15 protein-coding genes are annotated in these 21,438 nt (G+C 45.5%); 5 read left to right on the top strand and 10 right to left on the bottom strand.

Annotation, left to right across the window (positions count from 1 at the left end):
- Window positions 1-26: 26 nt before the first annotated feature.
- Together J7I42_RS21510 and J7I42_RS21505 are read left to right on the top strand one after the other, a co-directional pair.
- Window positions 27-4,133, top strand: coding sequence for an Ig-like domain-containing protein (locus tag J7I42_RS21510; protein ID WP_209140933.1), 4,107 nt, complete (start codon window positions 27-29; stop codon window positions 4,131-4,133).
- Between the two features lie 24 nt (window positions 4,134-4,157).
- Entirely contained in the window at window positions 4,158-5,099 is a 942-nt protein-coding gene (locus J7I42_RS21505) for a PorP/SprF family type IX secretion system membrane protein (RefSeq protein ID WP_209140932.1), read from the top strand.
- A 257-nt stretch (window positions 5,100-5,356) separates the two neighbouring features.
- Here J7I42_RS21505 and J7I42_RS21500 read toward each other — a convergent pair whose 3' ends face one another.
- The 3 genes from J7I42_RS21500 to J7I42_RS21490 form a co-directional block, all read right to left on the bottom strand.
- On the bottom strand, window positions 5,357-5,617 hold the full coding sequence (locus tag J7I42_RS21500) for a hypothetical protein (RefSeq protein ID WP_209140931.1): 261 nt from the start codon (window positions 5,615-5,617) through the stop codon (window positions 5,357-5,359).
- Entirely contained in the window at window positions 5,595-7,136 is a 1,542-nt protein-coding gene (locus J7I42_RS21495; RefSeq protein ID WP_209140930.1) for an SGNH/GDSL hydrolase family protein, read from the bottom strand. Before J7I42_RS21495 ends, J7I42_RS21500 begins: the two co-directional genes overlap by 23 nt.
- A gap of 76 nt (window positions 7,137-7,212) precedes the next feature.
- Window positions 7,213-8,004 carry a hypothetical protein gene (locus J7I42_RS21490; protein ID WP_209140929.1) on the bottom strand — a complete coding sequence of 264 codons (792 nt, stop codon included), beginning with the start codon at window positions 8,002-8,004 and terminating at the stop codon, window positions 7,213-7,215.
- 124 nt (window positions 8,005-8,128) lie between these two features.
- On the opposite strand from J7I42_RS21490, the gene J7I42_RS21485 reads away from it, so the two are divergent.
- Window positions 8,129-10,495: an arylsulfatase gene (locus J7I42_RS21485; protein WP_209140928.1), complete on the top strand. Its 2,367-nt coding sequence runs from the start codon at window positions 8,129-8,131 to the stop codon at window positions 10,493-10,495.
- Between the two features lie 44 nt (window positions 10,496-10,539).
- Here the strand turns inward: J7I42_RS21485 and J7I42_RS21480 are convergent, their stop codons facing one another.
- Both J7I42_RS21480 and J7I42_RS21475 read right to left on the bottom strand, forming a co-directional pair.
- Entirely contained in the window at window positions 10,540-10,902 is a 363-nt protein-coding gene (locus J7I42_RS21480) for a winged helix-turn-helix transcriptional regulator (protein ID WP_209140927.1), read from the bottom strand.
- A gap of 153 nt (window positions 10,903-11,055) precedes the next feature.
- Window positions 11,056-12,663 carry a DUF5060 domain-containing protein gene (locus tag J7I42_RS21475; protein ID WP_209140926.1) on the bottom strand — a complete coding sequence of 536 codons (1,608 nt, stop codon included), beginning with the start codon at window positions 12,661-12,663 and terminating at the stop codon, window positions 11,056-11,058.
- Window positions 12,664-12,830: 167 nt separating this feature from the next.
- Between J7I42_RS21475 and J7I42_RS21470 the strand changes: the two genes are divergently transcribed.
- Window positions 12,831-13,427 carry an HD domain-containing protein gene (locus J7I42_RS21470; RefSeq protein ID WP_209140925.1) on the top strand — a complete coding sequence of 199 codons (597 nt, stop codon included), beginning with the start codon at window positions 12,831-12,833 and terminating at the stop codon, window positions 13,425-13,427.
- Between the two features lie 22 nt (window positions 13,428-13,449).
- On the opposite strand, the gene J7I42_RS21465 is transcribed toward J7I42_RS21470, so the two are convergent.
- From J7I42_RS21465 to J7I42_RS21455, 3 genes are all read right to left on the bottom strand, one after another.
- Window positions 13,450-14,313: a DUF6515 family protein gene (locus tag J7I42_RS21465; RefSeq protein WP_209140924.1), complete on the bottom strand. Its 864-nt coding sequence runs from the start codon at window positions 14,311-14,313 to the stop codon at window positions 13,450-13,452.
- Window positions 14,314-14,379: 66 nt separating this feature from the next.
- A complete protein-coding gene (locus tag J7I42_RS21460; protein WP_209140923.1) occupies window positions 14,380-15,417 on the bottom strand; it encodes an HAD family hydrolase in 1,038 nt (345 codons plus the stop codon).
- 659 nt (window positions 15,418-16,076) lie between these two features.
- On the bottom strand, window positions 16,077-16,475 hold the full coding sequence (locus J7I42_RS21455) for an NUDIX hydrolase (RefSeq protein ID WP_209140922.1): 399 nt from the start codon (window positions 16,473-16,475) through the stop codon (window positions 16,077-16,079).
- A gap of 293 nt (window positions 16,476-16,768) precedes the next feature.
- On the opposite strand from J7I42_RS21455, the gene J7I42_RS21450 reads away from it, so the two are divergent.
- Window positions 16,769-17,197: a PepSY-like domain-containing protein gene (locus tag J7I42_RS21450; protein ID WP_209140921.1), complete on the top strand. Its 429-nt coding sequence runs from the start codon at window positions 16,769-16,771 to the stop codon at window positions 17,195-17,197.
- 175 nt (window positions 17,198-17,372) lie between these two features.
- Here the strand turns inward: J7I42_RS21450 and J7I42_RS21445 are convergent, their stop codons facing one another.
- Both J7I42_RS21445 and J7I42_RS21440 read right to left on the bottom strand, forming a co-directional pair.
- The gene (locus J7I42_RS21445) at window positions 17,373-18,389 is read right to left on the bottom strand and encodes a YncE family protein (RefSeq protein ID WP_209140920.1); all 1,017 of its coding nucleotides are present in this window, start codon (window positions 18,387-18,389) and stop codon (window positions 17,373-17,375) included.
- The gene (locus J7I42_RS21440; protein ID WP_209140919.1) at window positions 18,373-21,432 is read right to left on the bottom strand and encodes an efflux RND transporter permease subunit; all 3,060 of its coding nucleotides are present in this window, start codon (window positions 21,430-21,432) and stop codon (window positions 18,373-18,375) included. The genes J7I42_RS21445 and J7I42_RS21440 overlap by 17 nt, the downstream gene beginning before the upstream one ends.
- Window positions 21,433-21,438 lie beyond the last annotated feature (6 nt).

Below are 21,438 nucleotides of genomic sequence, written 5' to 3'. Positions count from 1 at the left end.
CTATGCACCTAATTCCGAAGGAAAATATGAACAGAATGTTACCCAAATCCCTAAAACTACTGCTGTTGGTTTTTGCCTTTTTAGCCGGCATTAACCAGACTAAAGCAGAGGCCCCCGTGTACAATTTAGTTTTCCCCACAGTAACCCTCACTACATCCGTGGGAATGTTATTCAATGGCCCCTTCACCGGAACTGCCGTTTTTAGTGAGGCCGTTCACGGTTTTACCGTAACTGGTATAAGCGCCACCAATTGCACAGTAAGTTCTCTAAGCTCCAGTGATAATATTACTTACACCTTTACGGTAACAACTATTAGTGAAGGCCCGGTAAGTATACAGGTGCAAGCGAATGCAGCACTGAATGGCAGTAATGAAGGCAATACCGCTTCCAATAAGATCGACCTGTTCTACGATCATACCAGGCCGTTTGTGAACAGCGTCAGCGTGCCATCAGGCGTATACAAACTGGGTGATGTGCTTACGTTCACCGCAGCTAACAGCGAAAGATGTAATGTAAGCGCCGGACCTTACCTCTCGTTCAATGTAGGCAGCAACCCCGAGCGGGCAATGATTGACGTGGGTGCCAGCGATGCCCAACCAACGGCTTTTTTCCGGTACACGGTAAAAGCAGGCGACTTTGATAACGACGGCATTGTGCTGACGGGCGCTACAATAACCCTGAATGGCGGCAGTATGCGCGATATAGCGGGGAATGCGATCATTCCGCTCATCCCCGGAAGCATCTCCTACTCCGGCATTATCATAGATGGTGTAGTGCCAACGGTTACTTCAGTAGATGTGCCAGTAAACGGTTACTATAAAGCCGGCGACGTGCTCAATTTTCGGGTACATACCAGCGAGACTGTAAGCATAACCGGCGCCACCACCCTGGAGCTGAACATCGGCGGCACTACCAGGCCGGCCAATTTGCTCAGTGGAAGCGGTTCGAATGTGCTGGTATTTGGTTATACTGTGCAACCCGGTGATATCGACATGGATGGCATTACCCTGGGTTCGCTCAACCTCAATGGCGGCGCCATACAAGACGGCGCAGGCAACGATATGGACCTCCCGCTTAACGGTGTACCCTCTACCAGCGGCGTATTTGTAAATACACAGACTCCCTCTGTAGTTATTACGGCCCCACCCGGAATCAAGGCCGCACCCTTTACAGCCACCATCACCTTTAGTGAAGCGGTAATCGGTGTGGCTTTGGGCGATTTCAGTGTCACGAACGCCACCCTTAGTAATCTAAATGCTATTAACAATTTCACTTATACCCTGCTGGTTACACCAGCCATGAATGGTCAGGTTACCCTGCTGTTGCCAGCTAATATGGCCGTCAACATCGGCAACAATGGCAATACGGCCTCTAATACTCTCACCGTTACTTACGACGCCAACGCACCGCTTGTTACTACCGTAGACTTCCCTGCCACCGGTACTTACAGAATAGGCGATGTGTTAAATTTTACCGTAAACTTCAATGAAAACGTACTGGTGACTGGCACGCCGTTCATCAATATTTTAATGCACAGTAGCATTAAGCCAGCTCATTATGTAGGCGGCAGCGGCACCACACAACTTACGTTTACTTATACCATACAAGCCGGCGACTTTGATGCGGATGGTGTTTCACTGATCAATACTATGCAGCTCAATGGCGGTACCATTCGGGATGCAGCTGGCAATAACGCCAATCTATTGCTGAGTTCACCTTCCCCTAACGTTGTGATAATAGATGGTGTAGCTCCCGCTGTTTCACAGGTAAATGTACCGGCCAACGGTATTTATAAATTACGCAATGTACTGAGCTTTAGTATAGACTTTACTGAAAATGTAACCGTAAGCGGCACACCGGTGCTCAATGTGATCATAGGATCTACCACTGTAAGAGCCATTTATACCGGCGGATCGGGGACAAGCAACCTGACATTTGCCTATAGTATACAGGTCGGAATTGAAGACCATGATGGTATACAGCTAAGCTCGCTGATCACTAATGGCGGCACCCTTCAGGATGACAACGGCAACGATGCGATACTTACCCTTAATAATGCAGGCAACACCAGTGGCGTACTCGTTGATGCAAAATCACCAACAGTAATACTGTCAGGCACACCGGTAGCCAATGCACCTTTTACTGCTACCCTTACATTCAGTGAGCAGGTAACTGGTTTAACAATCGCAGATGTTGCTGTTTCAAAAGCCACCGTAAGCAATTTGCAAACAACAGACAATGTCACTTTTACCATGCTGGTGACCCCGGTCAGCGACGGAGCTGTAAGTGTGACATTACAAGCTAATGCAGTAACTGATATAGCAGGCAATTTCAACATAACCTCCAACACCCTGTCATTCACGGCTGATGTTACAGCACCAACTGTTACCAGAGTAGATGTACCAGCCGACGGGTATTATAAAGCAGGCCTCGATCTCAATTTCACAGTTGTATACAGTGAAAATGTGATCGTAAATACAACCGGCGGCACGCCAATTATGCCAATTGATCTGGGCGGGGTTGTTAAATATGCATTCTATAAAAGCGGCAGCGGCACCAATAGCCTGGTATTCACTTATACCGTACAAAACGGAGACATGGATATGGATGGCGTTACTGTGCCCATAAGCCTGCTTATGAACAGCGGCTCCATGGTCGACAATGCCGACAATACTGTAGTACTTAACTTGCACAATGTAGCCAATACAACAAACGTGCGCGTAAATACCGCCCGTCCTTCAGTAACGATCAACACAACAGCACCAGCCCGGGTGAATGCTACTTTCCCGGTTACCATTACATTCAGTGAACCAGTAACGGGCTTTACCATTAGTAGTGTTGTTGCAACCAATGGAACGGCCAGTACCCTGCAAACAACCGATAATATTACCTATACCATACAGGTAACACCAATTGCCAGTGGCACTATAAATATTAATATACCTACAGGTGCAGCGGTAAACATTGGCAATAACGACAATACCGCCTCTAATACAATATCACTGACAGCCGATCTAACAGCACCGGTGATCACCAGCAGCCAGCACTTCAGCATTCTGGCCAATAGTGCAGTGGGTACTACTATCAATACCGCAACGGCTACCGATGCATCGGGGATTATTCAAAACTGGAGCATTGCATCTGATCCATCTGGTGGTGCCTTTGCCATCAATGCAACAACCGGGGTTATCACCATAAACAACCTTGCTTTACTAAATGCTCAAAGTGGCAGAACAGTAACCCTTACGTTAACCGTAAGTGATGGGTTGAATACCAGTGCAGCTACCACAATTGCCATTGATGTACTGGCATTGAACCAGGCGCCTGCACTTAACCCAATAGCCAATGCGGCTACCTGCGCCAACGGCGGTACACAAACCATACAGTTAACAGGTGTTTCTGCAGTTGAACCCACCCAAACGTTCAACCTGTCGGTGGCAGCCAGCCAGCCTTACTTTGAGGTGTTAACAGTTACCAATGCCGGTGTGCTGAGCTATAAGTTGAAATCAACTGTTACCGCAGGCCAGGTTACTATCACGGTTACCATCCAGGACAATGGTGGAACCGCCAACGGTGGTGTAGACAAATCACAGCAGTCGTTCACCCTTACGGTGAATCCTTTACCGGTGATCACCCTTACCAGCGATAAAGGCAACACCGTATCAAAAGGAGAAGTAGTACGCCTTACCGCAACAGGCGGCGCCAGCTACAACTGGGACAATACACCCGGTATTGTGAGCGGCCAGCAAACAGCTGTGCTCGAGATCAGACCGCAAGCTAACACTACCTACCCCGTACAGGTTACAAGCGTGGCCGGTTGTACCAGCACCGCTTCTATCAACATCGCCATCGTAGAAGACTTTAAAGTAGACGCCACCAACATTTTAACGCCCAATGGCGATGGTAAAAATGACAGATGGGTAATTCATAACATCGACAGCTATCCCAATAATGAGGTGAAGATCTTTGACCGCGCTGGGCGACTGATCTATCAACGCCGGAATTACAGCAACGAGTGGGATGGTACCTTAAATGGTAATCCACTGGCAGAAGGCACTTACTATTACATACTGACCATCAGCGGTGGTAAAACAGCCAAAGGATCTATCTCCATTATCAGGGACCGTTATTAAAATGACTTTAAAATCGTTCATACTATGCGCAACGCATTCAACATACAACTGAACATAAAGAAAACATACCGTGTATTTATTGGTGGTATTCTGCTGGCAGCCTGCTGTCAGCAGGCAACTGCCCAGAACCTCAGCAGTGTACCAGCCCTGCTGCAACCTTCGGCCACCCAGTATTATCAAAACCAGTATCTGGCCAACCCCGCCATGGCCGGTATCGATAGCGGTTTGCATGTAAATGCGGCCCATCGCCGTCAATGGACCAATATAGATGGTGCGCCGGTCAATACTTTTATCACGGCAGATGGCGCTCTGGGAAAATCCGGACTTGGGTTGAATATCTTCAACGACAAAGCTGGTCTGCTCAACCGCACGCGGGTAGCATTTACTTATGCTTATCACCTGCCCATTACCACCAGCGGAGAACAACAATTACATTTTGGTTTATCGGTAGCCATCAACACACAACGGGCGTCTTATCATGACATCAATGGCGACATTTCCGATCCGGCGCTGTCGGCCTACAACAACCGCAGTAATTATTTTGAAGGGGAATATGGTATGGCGTATACGGATAAGCACCTCACTTTGCAGGTTGCATTGCCCAATGCCCGCACCCTGTTCACCGGGGACGACAAAGGCGTTAATGGCGGTACCATCTTGTTCACCGGCGCAGCGTATAAATTCACCACCGATGGGGCCATTAGTTCCATTGAGCCTAAAGTTTGTTATCGCGCCATAAAAGGAAATGATGGTATTGTGGACGCAGGGGTTAATGTGGCATTTCTCGACAACCTGCTTAACCTGACAGCCTTGTACCAGACCTCAAAAAATTTCACCGCCGGTGTAGGGGTGAAAATATTAAAGACAGTTGGCATTCAGGCATTATATACCACCCAAACTGGCGGTATTAAAACTTATGCCGATGGCACCTATGAACTAGGCATCCGCGCTGACCTGTTCAGATAGTATACATGTTCCATATATAACGAGGCCGTCCCTATTTGGGGGCGGCTTCGTTATTTACGGCACCAATTTTTAATTACGTAAGGTATCGTTTGCCGTTTGCCTATTAAGTGTCGTTTAGTTAACACAGCAAACCCACCCCTCCCCCTCCCAGGAGGGGATTCCTTAAAACAAATCAATATCCACCCCTATCATCAGTGTTTATGTGCTACACGCTGCGGCCTCCCGATGCATCGGGAGGATTTAGCTATCCTTTTCGCCTAACTAAACGACATTGATTGCCCATTGCCAATTAACGGACCTGAGCGTAGCGAAGGCCCGTCTGCCTTCTGCCGTCTGCCTTCTGCCGTCTGCCGTTTGCCGTCTGCCGTTTGCCGTCTGCCGTTTGCCGTCTGCCGTTTGCCGTTTGCCGTCTGCCGTCTGCCGTTTGCCTTCTGCCGTTTGCCGTTTGCCGTTTGCCTTCTGCCGTTTGCCGTCTGCCGTTTGCCGTTTTCCGTCTTAAGGAATGATCCTGAGTCCATCAATCCGTGTAGTAACACTGCCAGTCTTGGCATGATAGATCCTGATCCAGTTGATCGCATTCAGATCAGGCGTACCATTGGTAATTCCAGCCGCACTGATCGGTTTGGTGATCAGGTTCCAGCCGTTGACGAGCGTGCCGATCTTCCAGTTATACTCTTTTACATTGGCCCCGCCTCCACTTCCAACTTCTATCTGATTGGAACTGCTCAGCCTGCTGACGTCAGACACATAATACCAAAATTGTATGGAGCCGGTAGCCGCTGAGGCGCCTGTTCTTATCGGCGTGGTAAAAACTTTTTTAAATTCATCAGAACTGCTGCCTGTTGATTGCAGCGCGCCTGAGCCTTCTTTTTTATCGGCAGTATTTATTGACAAAACATTGGAAGAAGCCCAGCCCGTTGTAGCATCGCAACGGTCCAGGTAAAATGGCGTTGCAGAACTTAAATAAGGCGACAAGATCGGGTTAAGCAGGTTGGCAATCTTTTTATGTCCATCATTACTCGGGTGCAAGCCATCTGGATTATAATCAGCGCTGGTGACCCAATTAGTAGTATTGATGTAGATCACCTTGCCATCACCCGCCGTCTGCCGAGCTTTCACTGCTGCCTTGGTAGGAGTAGACATTATACCATTTTTTAAACATTGCATCACAAAGATCTCCGCACCCGGATACTTTGCCCGCACATTGGCCAGGAAAGTGGTCATGGTGCTTTGAAAAGTAGTGGCCGGTACTTTCTTATTATTATCGTTGGTGCCCAAATTGATCACCACCAATTTTGCGGTATACCTGGTAAAATCCCAGGGCGGTGAAGCGGTATTATTGGGCGATTGTAGTTTAAAATACCCGACATCCATTCCCGGGTTTGTGGTAAACCCACTGACTAAACAAATACCGGGGTAGGCGATCTGGGTATGCTCCGTACCCATCGCTTCAGAACAAACCCAGGCATAGTCACTTACTTCTGCCTGTGAGTTGGTATACCCTGCGGTAATGGAATCGCCTATCCATTCAACCAGGTCATTACCGACAGGTGGCGCCGCTGTAGTGGCACCTGGGTCAAGCACCAGCCCCTGGAAGTTAAAGATATAATCATAGTCTTTTCCCTGCGCTACACTCAGGGTATGCGTTCCGGAAGCCAGGGGAGTGGGTGTCAGATTAACCGTTCCCGTTACCCCGTAATAACTCAGCCAGGGCCCATTGTCTATTTTTACATAATAATTACTCCTGTTACCCAGCTTTATCTTTACCGTTGTTCCGGTAAAACGCACCTTGAGATAGGCGCCGCCCCACCTGCTTATATATCTTGTACTACTGCTAAAATCCCACCGGCCAAAGTATTTGATATTGGTATCGGTCAGATCGCCATTTGCTGATGAGATGGCCGCCACTGTAACTTGCCGGGATAGATCGGCTAATTGTTCGGTCTTTAATTCGTTCATTGTTTTGGTGCATTGGGATTGCACCATGGCCATTAACACTAATAGTATCGCATTGGCCACTTTCATAACAGCGTTCATAGCTTAGAAGTTTAAGGAGATAAATCCGCAGAAAACTATCAGGCTATCATTCATCCTTAAAGCAATTACACCATTTTTAGAACTGCGTATTGAACCCAACAAAAGTCTGGTACCTTGGTTGCCCGATCCCCTCTGCGAGTACAGTAAATTGTGGTTCGGCAAATAAGTTAAACACCACGTTCCCGGCTTTCAATACTTTACCAACACCCAACCCTATGGGCACATTATAATCGCCATTCTTCAGGTTAAAGCTCATTACCCCAGTACTTCTTATGCAAAAACCGGCCCCGATTTGCCAGATAAAAAAGAGCTGCGGTGTAAGTAAACTAACATCTGCCCGGTCATCATCGCCCGCAAATGAAACTGACCATTGAAGCAATGATCCCACCTGCACAATGTGACTGTTGGCAAAAAAAGCCAACACCGATAAACCTGTTTGCCATTTACCGGCGCCCAGCTCATGTGTGCCTGTTGGGACAGTAAGATTTGGACCAATCCCGAATTTATTACCATTTGAAGAAGGAAAAGAATAGAGCGCAAAGAAATTGAAATCGCCCAGACCGCTGGTAGGATCTTTACCGTCGCCGGAAGAAGTCACAAAAGGCATGGTGCCACGGAGCAGGAACTGGCCAACAGGTTGCGTATAGCGAACAAGCAACTGGTTAAGCTGCTGATCGGGCAGGCCATATAACTTTGACACGATATAATCCTGCACATTAAAAGCCTTCACATTCGCCATCGGGTCGTTAGCCCTTTTTAATTCCTCATCAGAAACACCTTTACCGGGTGGCGGCGGATTTTGTTGCGCCCATAATTGATTGTGCGTTATGGCAATCAACACTAATAAAACAATGCCGGGAAGCTTCATTGGCCGATCTCTTTAAACAGTTTCTGGACACCTTCGGGATACTGGTTCCGCCAAAAGCGACCTTAATTTATTTCCGTTGGCGGAGACGCCATCGCGGTCGTGTCTTATTACAAAATGATCTTTCATGGCAAAAGCAACAAACGGCAAGCCTAACATAACAACTGCCACCAATAAAACATTCAATGGGGTGATCAATATGGATGTGCGCAATTCACAACCCGATTGGTCGGCCTTTCTGGAACCCAATGCACCAGAAGGCGCGCCCAATGTGCTGGTGATCCTGTACGACGATACTGGTTTCGCATCCTGGTCGCCCTATGGCGGCAGAATTAATATGCCCACTTTGGACAGGCTTGCCAGGGAGGGATTGACGTATACGCAATGGCATACCACTGCGGTATGTTCCCCTACCCGTTCCACATTTTTAACGGGAAGAAATCATCACCAGAATGGCTTTGGCACCATTGCTGAATCTGCGATCGGCTTTCCCGGTTATGCAGGCAAGATACCCGTGGAAAATGCCACCATGGCTACTATCCTGCGCGATGCAGGGTATAGCACTTTATGGATCGGAAAAAACCACAACGTGCCTGTTGATGCTTTTGACATGGGTGCCTCCAAAAAGAGATGGCCGCTTGGTTTGGGTTACGACCGCTTCTATGGTTTTATTGGCGGAGAAACCAATCAATGGTACCCTGAGTTGATAGAAGATAATCATTTTGTTGAACAACCTTATTTGCCAAAGGAAGGTTATCATTTCAGTAAAGACATTGCCGATAAAGCCATTAACTTTATCAGGGATTCCAAACAATCGCAACCTAATAAGCCCTGGTACATGTGGTATTGTCCCGGCGCCAATCATGCCCCGCACCATGCCCCCAAAGAATACATCGACAAATACAAAGGCGTTTTTGATGATGGCTACGAAGCCTACCGGGAATGGGTATTGCAACGGATGATCGAAAAAGGCATCCTGCCTAAAGACACGCAGCTTACCCCCATTAACCCCATGCCCGAAGGCACCTGCGATGAAGGCGACCTGGTACGCCCCTGGAACACCTTGAATGAAGATGAAAAGAAATTGTTCTGTCGAATGGCGGAAGTGTTTGCCGGTTACTCTGAATATACCGATGCGCAAATAGGCCGGGTGATCGATTACCTGGAAGAATCAGGACAGTTTGACAATACCCTGATCTTCTATTGTGCCGACAATGGCGCATCAGGCGAAGGAAGCCCAAACGGCTCCGTGAACGAGAACGCTTTTTTTAATGGCTATCCTGATGACATTCACCGCAACCTGGAGATGATCGATAAACTGGGAAGCCCCGACACCTACAACCATTACCCAACCGGCTGGGCAGTGGCCTTCTCAACACCCTACCGCATGTTCAAACGCTACTCAGGTTATGCAGGCGGCACCTGCGACCCACTGGTGATCTGCTGGCCTAAAGGCATTAGAGCAAAAGGAGAACTGCGGCATCAATATCATCATTGCACCGATATTGTTCCAACCATCCTGGAGTGTTGTGGTGTACCTATGCCCGAGGTGGTGGATGGCGTAAAACAAACTCCACTGGCGGGTGTTTCCATGAAATACAGTTTCGATAACGCCAATGCACCTACCCAAAAGGAAATACAATATTATGAGATGTGCGGCACCCGCGGCCTCTGGCATAAAGGCTGGAAAGCAGCCGCCTTACACGGACCTTTGCCTGTAGGCATTGGCAACTTTGACAAAGACAAATGGCAACTCTTCCATACCGATGAAGATCGCTCAGAAGCACTTGATCTGGCCGATAAATATCCCGAAAAAGTAAAGGAGTTAACGGCATTGTGGATACAGGAAGCGCAGAAGTATAATGTGTTCCCATTAAACGATCTCTCTGTTTTGGATTTCATCAAGCTGGAATACCATGTCGCCATTCCTGAAAGTGGCAAATACACCTATTATCCGGGTACCACTGAAATACCTGAAGCATCTGCGGCCAGTACCCATGGCCGCTCGTATAAAATACTGGCAGAAGTGGACCTCACCAACGAGTCAGAAGGCGTGATCTTCGCACATGGATCAAGGTTTGGTGGCCATTCACTGTTCATAAAAGGCGGACAACTCTATTACGTATATAATTTCCTGGGCATTCCACCGGAACAACGACTCATTTGTAAAGCACCTAAATCGGGCAAACATATTGTTGGTGTTGAATTTATCAAAAACAAACAGGGTAAGTATGGTGAGTCTATCGGCACTATGAAATTGTATGTCGATGATAAAGAACAGGCCAATGGGGAGTTTCGCACGCAAACCGGCCGGTATGCTTTGTGTGGAGAAGGATTATGCATCGGGTACGACAGCGGCGATTCGGTAAGCAATGAGTACACCCCCAAGTTTCCCTTTACAAATGGCACAGTAATAAAAGTGATCTTCGATGTGGCCGATGATGTGTATGTAGATGTGGAAAGAGAACTGGCCGCTGTTATGGCGCGCGATTAATAGCTATAACAATTCAAAAAGGTCTCTCCCTACGGGGAGGGACCTTAATTATTCATAGCAGGTAAACTATCACTGAAATTGCACAGGGTTTCCAGTAATCCACACAATGTTTTCCCATTCTCCGTCAATGAATATTCTACCCGAACAGGCATTACATTAAATGTCACTTTATTTACCAGGTCATATTTTTCAAGCAGCTTCAGCCGGTCGGCCAACACGGTATCACTAATAAATTGTAATTCCTCCTTTATACTTTTGAATCGGTTATTTCCCTCTTCTATACAAAACAACACTTCACTTACCCATCGTTTGCTTACCAGATCGAGCAGTTCATTTAACGAACATTTATTCACCAAAAATGACTGATTGCGGTAATTGGTTGAAGAAACCTTCCTTTCTGCGGCCATTACTAAGTAATTAATTAGTTATTGAAACAGAAAGGTAGATGAATTTCCTTTGCAGATGGTTGCAATCTTTCCAAAGAGTCGGATTGCAATCAAAAATCAATCCCCTTTCAGTAATGAAAGGGGATTGATTTTTAATATAGTTTTCTACCTCTATTATTCCAGTTCATGGCGGCCATCATCAGTGACTTTGGCGCCATCGGCCACCTTGTAAATACGTAAGGCCAGGTACTGTTTGGCCGGCAGCTTTATCGACGATTTGTTCTTGTCAATGAATTTATACCGGTTATCAGGCATGGGCACCACTTCAAATTCCCTCTCAACAGGGGTAATGGTCATATTCCAGGTATCGACGATGTCCACCTTGAATTTTGCTCCATTGGTGAGGTCCCTTTTGGGAAGCACAAAATCCCATTTGTTTAATTTATCCTTTCCAAAATAAATGAGGTAGTACTCGCCTGCTTTACCAGCCATATTGATCTCCCAATATTGATCAATGGGTTCCAGGCCACCCGCCGGACCACTTTCCACTATCTTTCTTAAGAAGGCAATCCTCGACGGACTTGAACCTATCAACTTGCCCCCATACGAGATCCATGGGCTGGTTTTATACGTTTCACCATGTGTAGCATAACCACCCCCAATATAAGCATTCCAAAACCGGAATGTCATTTCTTCACCCGACAGTTGCCCCCACCGGCTTTCGATGTCGCCTTCATAATTGATCTCATCATTTACAACAGGCTTTTTATACAGATCGCGGAGCAGCGGCGTACCAAAAGGTGCTTTTACAACATTGTAATACTGAAGGCTTACATGCGTAACCCATGGCTTTGCATAATCGTATATTCTGTCGGCATTGTGTATGGAACGCAGGTGATGATAAGGGTCTTTTTCCTGCACCAGTTTAAACAGCCCGTCCCAGTCTTCATCGGTCATGTTCCTGATAAAACTGTTTTCATTGCATAGGCTCCACCAGATATTCCGGTACGCAGAATAACGGGCTACCATGTATCTGGTAAAGAATTTGTTCACGTCCTGGCCCATCATATCAAACCCCCATTTGCCTTTATCGTACGGACGGAAAAGTATCAGATCTGCCTCCACGCCCAGGCTCCGCAGTTGCTCCACACAGGAATCAAGGATTCTAAAATAGGCGGGATTGATACGGGAGAGATCCCAATTGTCTTTACTGGTCCCTTCAAAAGGAAAAGTAGTAATAGTGAGCGGGCCGGTTATATACCTGTCTTTATACGGGGGCACCGCTAAAAAGCGGGCTTTGTTAAACGCACTGGACGCCAGTGTTTCTATTGTTTGTTTCTTTGTTCCTGCATCCTGAAAAGGCCATTCGTAAATGGTGGTGCCAAACGGATAATAAGCCGTTCCATCTTCGTATTGAAAATGATAGGTAGCTCTTACTCTTACCGGTCCATGGTTATTTTTGGCAGGACTGGTACATTCAAAGCTCCCTTTGTTATTATTCAATTCTTTTTTATTACTGCTAACAACATAACTCCAGGTACCTTCTTTATCGGGCATGAACCTGATCTTGTAAATACCATTCCCATCATAATACCCTTCCTGTTCATATACTTTATCACCATTGGTAAACCGGCCAACCAAATTGGTGCTCATAAACGGATTACCTGCCGACGGGCCTTTTAATGTCAATTCAAATACATCCCATTTCTCAATTTTATCCTGGGCAACTACATTACCAACCAATACCATCAGGAACAGAACAGCCATTCCAGCTTTTTTCATATGTGGCGCTATTTTTTAAGTCTGTAAGATAATACGCCGGGTATTTATAAAGTTCATTTCTACACTTATTCTTATTCATTTTTAATGCGTAACCCCATAAAACACCCTTCAGCATTTCTACAGAATTGCCAAAGAACTTTCCTGTTTAATCCCTTTTCTTTAGAAAAATGCAAATAGCGGCTTTATTAACCGATATTGAGAACTATGTAAAAAAACTGTTCTTTCAGCATCAACGCCCATTTTTGATCTATCACAACCTGCAACACACCCTCCAGGTAGTAGCCCACACTAAAGAGATCGCCGAATTTTACAGGTATAACAAGCTGGACCTCTTCATGATCCTGGCAGCAGCCTGGTTTCACGATACGGGGTATTTGTTGGCCGATACCAATATGCATGAGTTAAAAAGCATTGAGATCCTGGTGGATTTTTTATCTTCAAAGCATGTAGCCAATAACATCATAGAAGAAATAAGCAAATACATAATGGCTACCAAAATGCCCGTAAATCCCCATTCTTTATCAGAAAAAATCATTTGCGATGCAGATCTGTATCACCTGGGCACCGATGAGTTTTTTGAGATTAATAAACAGGTAAAGGCAGAAATGGAAGCAAAACTGGATAAACCGCTTGAGAATTGGCACAACAGTACCCTGGCATTTATGATAGCCCATCATTATTATACCCCCTACTGTCAGCAGCTTCTTTCTTATGGAAAACAAAAAAATATTCAAAAGCTGATTTCACAAAATATTGAGTCATAGGTAACACCGCGATAAATGACCGCTATTTATCCGATTCCACCTGTGTCACTTCATATTTGTCTTTGCCATCAACCTTTACCGGCTGGTAATACGTTTCGCCTATTTTAACATAGGTTTGATTGCCAATCTTTACCTCTTCCCCGCCCTCTGGCAGGTTGTCTACCACAGCGCCTGCCGGTGGTGGCACTACTTTATAGGTAGTACCGTCTTTTTGATAAAAAGCGCCGCCGTAATAATTATTGGTAACATTATTTACTACTACGGTCTGGCTGTTGGAAGGGATGGTTGTAACAGTACCCCCTACGGGGGCTGCTACAACCGTATATCCGCCTCCTGATTGTGCATACCAAACACCCTGATCATAATGATATTTTTCATTTTCAACAGTTACTACAATGGCTGTAACTGCCAGCGCTGCAACAAAAAATCCCCAGGGATGCCAGGCAGGCCCCCAGTAAAAAGGTCTGTACGGGTGGTACACATAAGGATGGTAACAATAATACCGGGCACCGCCATATACATAGGGAGGCCTCCCGTAAGTAGCTATGTTATTTCGCTGCACCATCGTATTTCGGTTATTGACCACATTTACATCATGGCTTCTGTCGACATTTATATTAACTGTATTGCCGCTTACATTGGTATTATTACTATTGCGTGGACCATTATTGATATTCGCATTCCGGTTAACATTCCTGTTGTGCATGTCATTATTTTCAACGGCACCGCCGTGCATAGGCTGGCGGTTAAGCCCTCCTCCCCCAGCTGGCGGACGTTGTATTGCAGGCCGTCCTCCCGGGCGCCCTCTTTGCGCCGCAACCGGTTGTACGGTTACAACAAGCAGCAAAACAAAGAAGAACAGCATATTGTATTTTCCTGGTTTCATTTCTTTTTCTCAAACGATTTAATGATATAACCGTAGGTTATAAAAAATGTATGTCCTTCAAACCGGTTATTGCTTCACTTCGGCAAACACTTTTTTCCAGTCGTTTTTCATGCTTATTACATGCCAGTTATTTTTAGCCGCTGCATTCAACGATGCATTCGATCTTTCCTGGTAATAAAACTCCCGGGTTGAATCGTCGTGATTGACAAGTAATTGATAAGAAGGATACCGGCTGCCCTGGCAAAAGTTCAACATGGCGATATCGCCTTCCCCGCCTTCGTTGCCGCAAGCAAACACGGGCGGCTGTCCTATTCGGGCCTGTATACTTACCGGCTTACCTTCCTTGTCATTGACCTGGTTTATAGCCGTTTCCCTGATCACGCTTTTTGTACTATCGTTATACTGGTATTTAAAAGTGGTACCAATGACCTGATATTTGGGAATATCATACAATTGATACGAGATGCCTCTTACAAATTCTACTGTACCACCTGTGCAAATAAAAATTGTAAAGCCATTTGATCGTAAATATTGTAACAACTCCAACTGGGGCTCGTAAATGATCTCTTTAATGGGCACGTTCCATCGGGGATAGGTGGCGTAGGCAAAAAAATCATGCACCGCCAGTTCAAATTTATCTTCCGTCATACCGGTATGCATAGCTGCTATTAACCCCATAACGGCCTTTTCACCACCGTTTTCAAAATAAGCGGCATCCTTTTCCAGCACCGCCTTAAAAGGTTGTTTATTAGCCAGCGCCGGATTGTCTTTTACCATTCTTCTTACCCGGTATTGTACAAACAATGCCTGTACATATGGCCTTTCAGCCCACAGGGTGCCATCATTATCAAAAGTGGCTATACGGTCAATAACAGGAATAAATGAGTGGGAAGCCGTATCGGACACACTTTTTATATAAGCAATAATGGACTTTTTCAATGGCCCGTCATTCCACGACGGTAGCGGATCTGTCTTAACAGATTGGTTGTTTTTACCTTCCTTTGTTTCTTTTTCCTCTTTGTTATTATTACTACAACCCATTACCCCGAAAACCAACACCAATAACAGCAGGAGGTAAATGGTTGCCCGTTTTTCACAATTCATAGTCAAGTCGTTTTGGCTGGAAGCGCCAGCCGTTAGTGCCCGATTATGTATATGAAGACACGAAACCGCCTGCCATTCCGCCAAATGACTGTAAAAAAAAGCGCCCCAATAAACCGGCGCGCCTGTATCTTAATCGTTTGTGAGGATCACCTTTAGTGTTTTTCTACATTTGCATTTGAAACATACCGTGCCACCTTAATGGGCAAGACCAGAAGTATCCTGGTCAGATTCTCTTAATATTCACTCCACATAGCCATATCCCCGGTAATAATCCCATACCTCCCCTATCATAATGCCACCAGAATGCCACTTCCCAGTGGCATTCTGGTGGCATTCCGGTGGCATTTCAGTGGCATTATGAAAGGTAAAATGGCTTGTTTTAGTATATCTGGAGTGAATCTCACCAGTACTTTCGGTCCATTTGTCCTGGGTCTACAATGGGTCTGCCGTATATCCTGTTCGGTAAAAAAAGAAGACAATCGCAAGCAGTTCAATCACTTACATTGTGCTTTAGCGTTATACAACCTGGTCTGCCCGGAAGCATCACTCTTGCTATAACGTTAGAGAAAATATTTCACAGTATAAATTGAGGGAATAAGTCGAGTTTACCGGGATCGTGTACGCATTGAGTTTCTATATCGATTTAGAAGCGGACATAGCTATCCTATCAGCTCATTCGCTTTTAAATAATCGAAAATGAGCTTGTCTACATGCGAGATCCTGTCTTTATCGGCGTACGTTAACCACGCCATTTCTTCAATTTCTGACTGGCAAGACAATTGTCCGGTGTAGGACGCGGTGTAACAGGTCATTTTAACGATCACCCCTTCTGCATGGCCATGCGCCTGGGCTTCAAAAATGCCAAATGGTTTCAGGGAGGTTTTGTCGAGGTCAACATTCAACTCTTCTTTTATTTCCCGAAGCAAGGCTTGTTCATCCGTTTCGCCGGCTTCCCGTTTGCCGCCGGGAATGTAAAATTTATCCTTTCCAAATGACCTTGTTGAAAGCACCATTTTATTATCAATTGCTATCCAGGCCAGTTTATCTATTATTCTCATACAGCAAGGTTTAATTATCCCTGCAAGTACGCAAAAAAATCAATTTGCGCCGCCAAAAATCATCGGCCTTCTACACTCACCCTTCAACCTACAACCTGCCGCCCTGCGAAGAATACGCTTACGTCATTGTGAGCAGGCATAAGCGGACGCTTGCGCCGTAGGAAAATGCCAATATCCATTGGCGTTAATTATAAAGACGCTTTCCTGAAAGCATTAAAATTATAACAAATACCAAAACTCAACAGAATTACAATTTAGGTTAGCTTATAATTATAAAACTCAACTATTAAGCTATGAAAAAGTATTTCTTAGTTTCAGGTATTCTTTTGATCACTGCCACCAGCTTCTGCCAGGAAAAGAAGGAAAGGGTTGAAATTCCATCAGCAGCGGAAGTAGCTTTTAAGAAGAGCTACCCTGCCGCTACAAAAACTAAATGGAGTAAAGAAGGGTCCGACTTTGAAGTGAATTTTATAAATGGGAAAAATGAAATGGCGGCCGTATATAGCTCCAACGGAGAATTAAAAGAAACTGAAATAGAGATTGAACCAACCGCGTTGCCCGCGGGCGTTACTACCTATGTAAAAGAACACTACAAAACAACCATTAAAGAAGCGGCAAAAATAACAAAAGCCAATGGCGAAATAAACTATGAAGCGGAAGTAAATAAAAAAGATCTCCTTTTTGATAAAAACGGTAAGTTTATTAAAGAACAAAAAGATTAGTTCGTCACTTCAGGCGCACCTGGCACCCCGCTGAGGCGGGTCGCCAGGTGGGCGCCATATGTTCAATAATAAAGACCTGTCAGAGCTTGTCCCGCTTTGCGGGATGCAACTCAACACACTACTAAAGCGACCTCAAATGATGCACCTTACAGGTCATTAATGGCACAAGCGCTTATTACTTCCCCAACACCAGTACCTGAAAGGTATTGGGAATAATGGTTGGCCTGCTATTTAATTTGTGGGTGGTTTCAAATTCAGCTGTGGGCAGATACAGTTTATGGGTAGTTTCATCTAATGCAATAGTACGGGCGCCTCTTTTGGTAGGCAAAGTGGCTATTTTACTATACTTATCATTGCCCTCTTCTTTTATTACGGTGAGGTTACCTTCGCCGTTGGAAGCATAAATGCATTTGGTAACCTTATCAAAGACTACTCCATCACAACCGGCCCCAATGGGTATTTTACTAATAATGGCGCCATTTACGGCATCCAGCACGATCAATAAGCTGCTTTCGCTACAGGCTGAAAACAACCGATGGGTAATATTATCAATGGCTAAACCCGTGGGAGCCTCGCCCGGATCCAATGCCCAATGATGTAAGACCTGCTTGCTTTTAAGATCGATCACTACTATTTCATTTTTATCTTCGATATTAACAAACAAAGTGCCAGCGCCGTTGGTCACCGCTTCTTCCGGTTTTCCGCCAACATCAATGATCCCTACTACCTTATCATATTCCGGATCAACGATACTGATAGTGTGACTACGGCCATTACATACGATCAGGCGCTTTGAATATTCATCATACATAATAGCATCCGGGTTCTCCCCCACTGATAATTGGCCAAGTACTTTATCAGTTTGCAGATCAAAGATGCTAAGGGTATTTAACCCGCCATTGGTGGTATACCCTTTTTTCAGGTTTGGCACAAATGTTATGCCATGCACCCCGGTGGTATTGGGAATAACACCGAGAGAATCGCCCGTTGTTTTGTTAACAATGTTTACCTGGGTGGCATGTGACACATATAGTTTATTGGAACCGGGTTGAATGGCCAGATAGTCCCAGCCACCCGTGCCCGACAAATGAAAAGTGGTTAACAAATGTAATTCGGTAGCAGTTTGGGCCTGGCAGGAATGGATGGCAGCCATCAGTAACAGCATACCCATTAATCTAAGTTGTTTCTTCATGATCAGATGATTGTAGTAAGGGAGGTCTGTTTTTATAAATAATTCGAATACCTGTTGGTAACACAATCAACAACAGCGGCAGCGCCATTACAAAGCCGCCAATTACGGCTATGGCAAGTGGCTGGTGCAATTGCGCCCCCGTACCAATGCCTAACGCCAATGGCATTAAGGCAATGATGGCGCCCAACGCGGTCATTAACTTGGGACGCAGCCGGGTTGAGATAGAATAGATAATGGCATCATCGGTATTTTTTTCATGCAGTGAATCCCGGAACTGCAGAAAGGTAAATACTGAATTTTCACCAATGATACCGGTGATCATTATAAGCCCCGTATAACTGCCTACATTCAATGGCGTACCGGTAAGGAACAGGGCCAGATAGCTGCCTGAAATGCCCAGCACGCCAATACCCAGGATAAGCAATGCTATGCGAAAGCTTCTGTAGAGAAACAGGATAACAGCAAACACCAGCAAACTGGCGGTTATTAAGATCATCAGCAGTTCTTTGAACGATTGCTGCTGATCGGCATAAGCGCCTCCGTATTGAATGCTGTAAGAGGGCGGCAAATGAATATCAGCAGCCAGCTTTTGTTGTATATCCTTCATCACACTTCCCAGGTCGCGGTTTTCAAGGCGGGCCGTGACCACCCCCATGGTTTGTAAATTCTCCCGTTGTATTTCGGCTTCCCCACCATTTACGGTTATTGTAGCCAGCGCGGTTATGGGTTTTAATCTGCCATCAGGTAAAAAGATCTTCAGGTTGTAGAGGTCGCTAACAGTCATTTTTTTATTACCAGGATATACCAGCCGGATCGTAACGTACTGTTCCCTTTCAAATAAATTCCCGGAAATATTTCCTTCCAGTGAAGTCTGTAACTGGTATTGAAAATCAGCCGGTGTTATTCCAAACAGTGCCAATTTTGCATAATCGGGCTGCACACTTATTGATGGGCCCGCAATAATAACACCATCAAAAACATCGGCCGTACCTGAAACTTTTGCAACCACCTCAGCCACCTGTTTACTTAACTGTTGTAATGCTTTTTGATCATTGCCATATACTTTTATTTCTATAGGTTGTACAGAGGTCATAAGATCACCCAGCATATCGCCGATCACCTGTCCGAAATCAATCCTTAAAGCAGGCTGGGAACTTTCTATTCGTTTGCGAATAGCTGTGATAACCTCTTCTGTACTCCGGTCCCTTTTCTTTTTAAGTTGTATCAGGTAATCGCCCCGATTGGGTTCGGTTATAAAAAAACCCATTTGAGTACCGGTCCTTCTAGAATAAGCCTGTACTTCCGGGATACTTTTCAGGATCTTTTCTACCTGTCGCAGTTCCCGGTCAGTTTCTTCCAGCGAGGTACCGGGCGGTGAACTGTAATCCAGCACAATACTCCCCTCGTCCATCTCGGGCAAAAACCCGGTTTCCAACCGGGGTACCAGTAAAGCTATTAAGCCTCCCAATGCTACCACAATGAATATACTGATATATGGGCGTTTTATAAAAAAAGAGACCCAGTTTTGTGTTTTCACGTTATGGCCCGTCACCAGCTGTACCGCTCGTTGCTGTTTTTGTGTAAGCAGCAGGTAAACAACAGGCAAGCCAAGCCAGGTAACAAAAAATGAACAGACCAGCGTTATGATCATGGTATTGGTCATTACGCTGAAATACGCGCCGGCTACTCCGCTCATTAACAGAAATGGGATGAAAATAACAATAGTGCTTATGGATGACCCCAACATAGCCGGGAACAAATAATGGATGGCTTTTTGTACCAGTTTGGTGGTGGGTGCTGACGGATGTTCTTCATGCGTGCGGTGTATTTGTTCTACCACTACGATCGCATCATCAATTATTAACCCAATAGCAGCGGCAATGGCCCCCAGGGTCATAATGTTAAAAGTATACCCTACTGCATAAAGCACAATCAGGGTAAGTGCCAGGGTAACAGGGATGGTGATCAGCAGGGTAGCACTTGCTTTCCATGACCGCAGAAAAATGATCGCTACCACAATGGCCAGCAATAACCCTACCCACAAACTATCAGTTACGCTTCTGACAGAATCTTTAACAAAATCAGCCTGGATGTAATAGGGAACAACACGCACATCGGGTGGCAGGACCTTCTTTAATTCAAGTACCTTTTGCTCCATCGCCTTCGACAGGGCAACCAGGTTGGCATTTGGCTGTTTCACTACAGCCACCAGCACCCCGTCCCGGCCATTGGCATTGATCTTTATATATTCTACTCCTTCGTTTATCTGCACATCGGCAATATCTTTAACGGTAATAACGCGTTTGCCATCGTTCTTTATTACAATCTGCTCCAGCGCATCTTTATCACGTACAGTAGCATCGGTCACCGTGAGATACAGAAAGTCATAGTCTGATAAATAACCGTTTGATTTTATAAAGTTAGTCTGGCTCAATGCCGTATTCACCATAGTAGGCGTTACCGAAAATGTGCTCATTTTCTGCACATTTAACTGCAGCCAGTATTCTTTGGTTTTGCCTCCGGTTATTCTTATTTCCGAAACGCCTGCTACCTGCGACAGGAACGGCTTTACGGTAAAGTTTGCGATCTGCTTTAATTCAATGGGCGATCTCGTATTGCTTTCGAGGGAATAACCCATTACCGGCAAGATGGAGGGGTTCATGCGGGCTACGCTTATTTGCACTTCCGGCGGCAACTGATTTCTGATATCTTCAATTTTTGATTCAATCCATTGTTGCCTGAGGTCTACATTGGCATCCCAATTCAGGAACGCCGATATTTCGCAACTGCCCCGGCTGGTAGTGCTTCGGATCATTTGCAGATCGGGCACCTGTTTGATAGCCGTTTCCAATGGCTTGGTGACAGTGATCATCATTTTATCTACTGGTTGCAAACCAGCATCAGCAATCACTTTTATTTTAGGGAAGGTAATTTCGGGAAAGAGCGAGGTTTGTAATTTGGTATATACAAAGATGCCGCCACCCAGTATCAGCACGAGTAAAACAGTAAGCGGGTTTTTATGTGTGAGAAAGAAATTAGTCACCGGGTT

The sequence above is a fragment of the Niastella soli genome (genome assembly GCF_017742245.1).
Classification (GTDB): domain Bacteria; phylum Bacteroidota; class Bacteroidia; order Chitinophagales; family Chitinophagaceae; genus Niastella; species Niastella soli.
The sequence above is the reverse complement of the archived record's forward strand: the minus strand, read 5'-3'. Positions and strand labels throughout refer to the sequence as shown.

Bases quoted from the DNA above. Each gene is read 5' to 3' on its own strand.
- J7I42_RS21455 (WP_209140922.1), bottom strand. From the start codon at position 16,475: ATGAGAATAATAGATAAACTGGCCTGGATAGCAATTGATAATAAAATG.
- J7I42_RS21465 (WP_209140924.1), bottom strand. From the start codon at position 14,313: ATGAAACCAGGAAAATACAATATGCTGTTCTTCTTTGTTTTGCTGCTT.
- J7I42_RS21470 (WP_209140925.1), top strand. From the start codon at position 12,831: ATGCAAATAGCGGCTTTATTAACCGATATTGAGAACTATGTAAAAAAA.
- J7I42_RS21485 (WP_209140928.1), top strand. From the start codon at position 8,129: ATGGCAAAAGCAACAAACGGCAAGCCTAACATAACAACTGCCACCAAT.
- J7I42_RS21510 (WP_209140933.1), top strand. From the start codon at position 27: ATGAACAGAATGTTACCCAAATCCCTAAAACTACTGCTGTTGGTTTTT.
- J7I42_RS21500 (WP_209140931.1), bottom strand. From the start codon at position 5,617: ATGGACTCAGGATCATTCCTTAAGACGGAAAACGGCAAACGGCAGACG.
- J7I42_RS21495 (WP_209140930.1), bottom strand. From the start codon at position 7,136: ATGAACGCTGTTATGAAAGTGGCCAATGCGATACTATTAGTGTTAATG.
- J7I42_RS21480 (WP_209140927.1), bottom strand. From the start codon at position 10,902: ATGGCCGCAGAAAGGAAGGTTTCTTCAACCAATTACCGCAATCAGTCA.
- J7I42_RS21460 (WP_209140923.1), bottom strand. From the start codon at position 15,417: ATGAATTGTGAAAAACGGGCAACCATTTACCTCCTGCTGTTATTGGTG.
- J7I42_RS21505 (WP_209140932.1), top strand. From the start codon at position 4,158: ATGCGCAACGCATTCAACATACAACTGAACATAAAGAAAACATACCGT.
- J7I42_RS21450 (WP_209140921.1), top strand. From the start codon at position 16,769: ATGAAAAAGTATTTCTTAGTTTCAGGTATTCTTTTGATCACTGCCACC.
- J7I42_RS21445 (WP_209140920.1), bottom strand. From the start codon at position 18,389: ATGAAGAAACAACTTAGATTAATGGGTATGCTGTTACTGATGGCTGCC.
- J7I42_RS21475 (WP_209140926.1), bottom strand. From the start codon at position 12,663: ATGAAAAAAGCTGGAATGGCTGTTCTGTTCCTGATGGTATTGGTTGGT.
- J7I42_RS21490 (WP_209140929.1), bottom strand. From the start codon at position 8,004: ATGAAGCTTCCCGGCATTGTTTTATTAGTGTTGATTGCCATAACGCAC.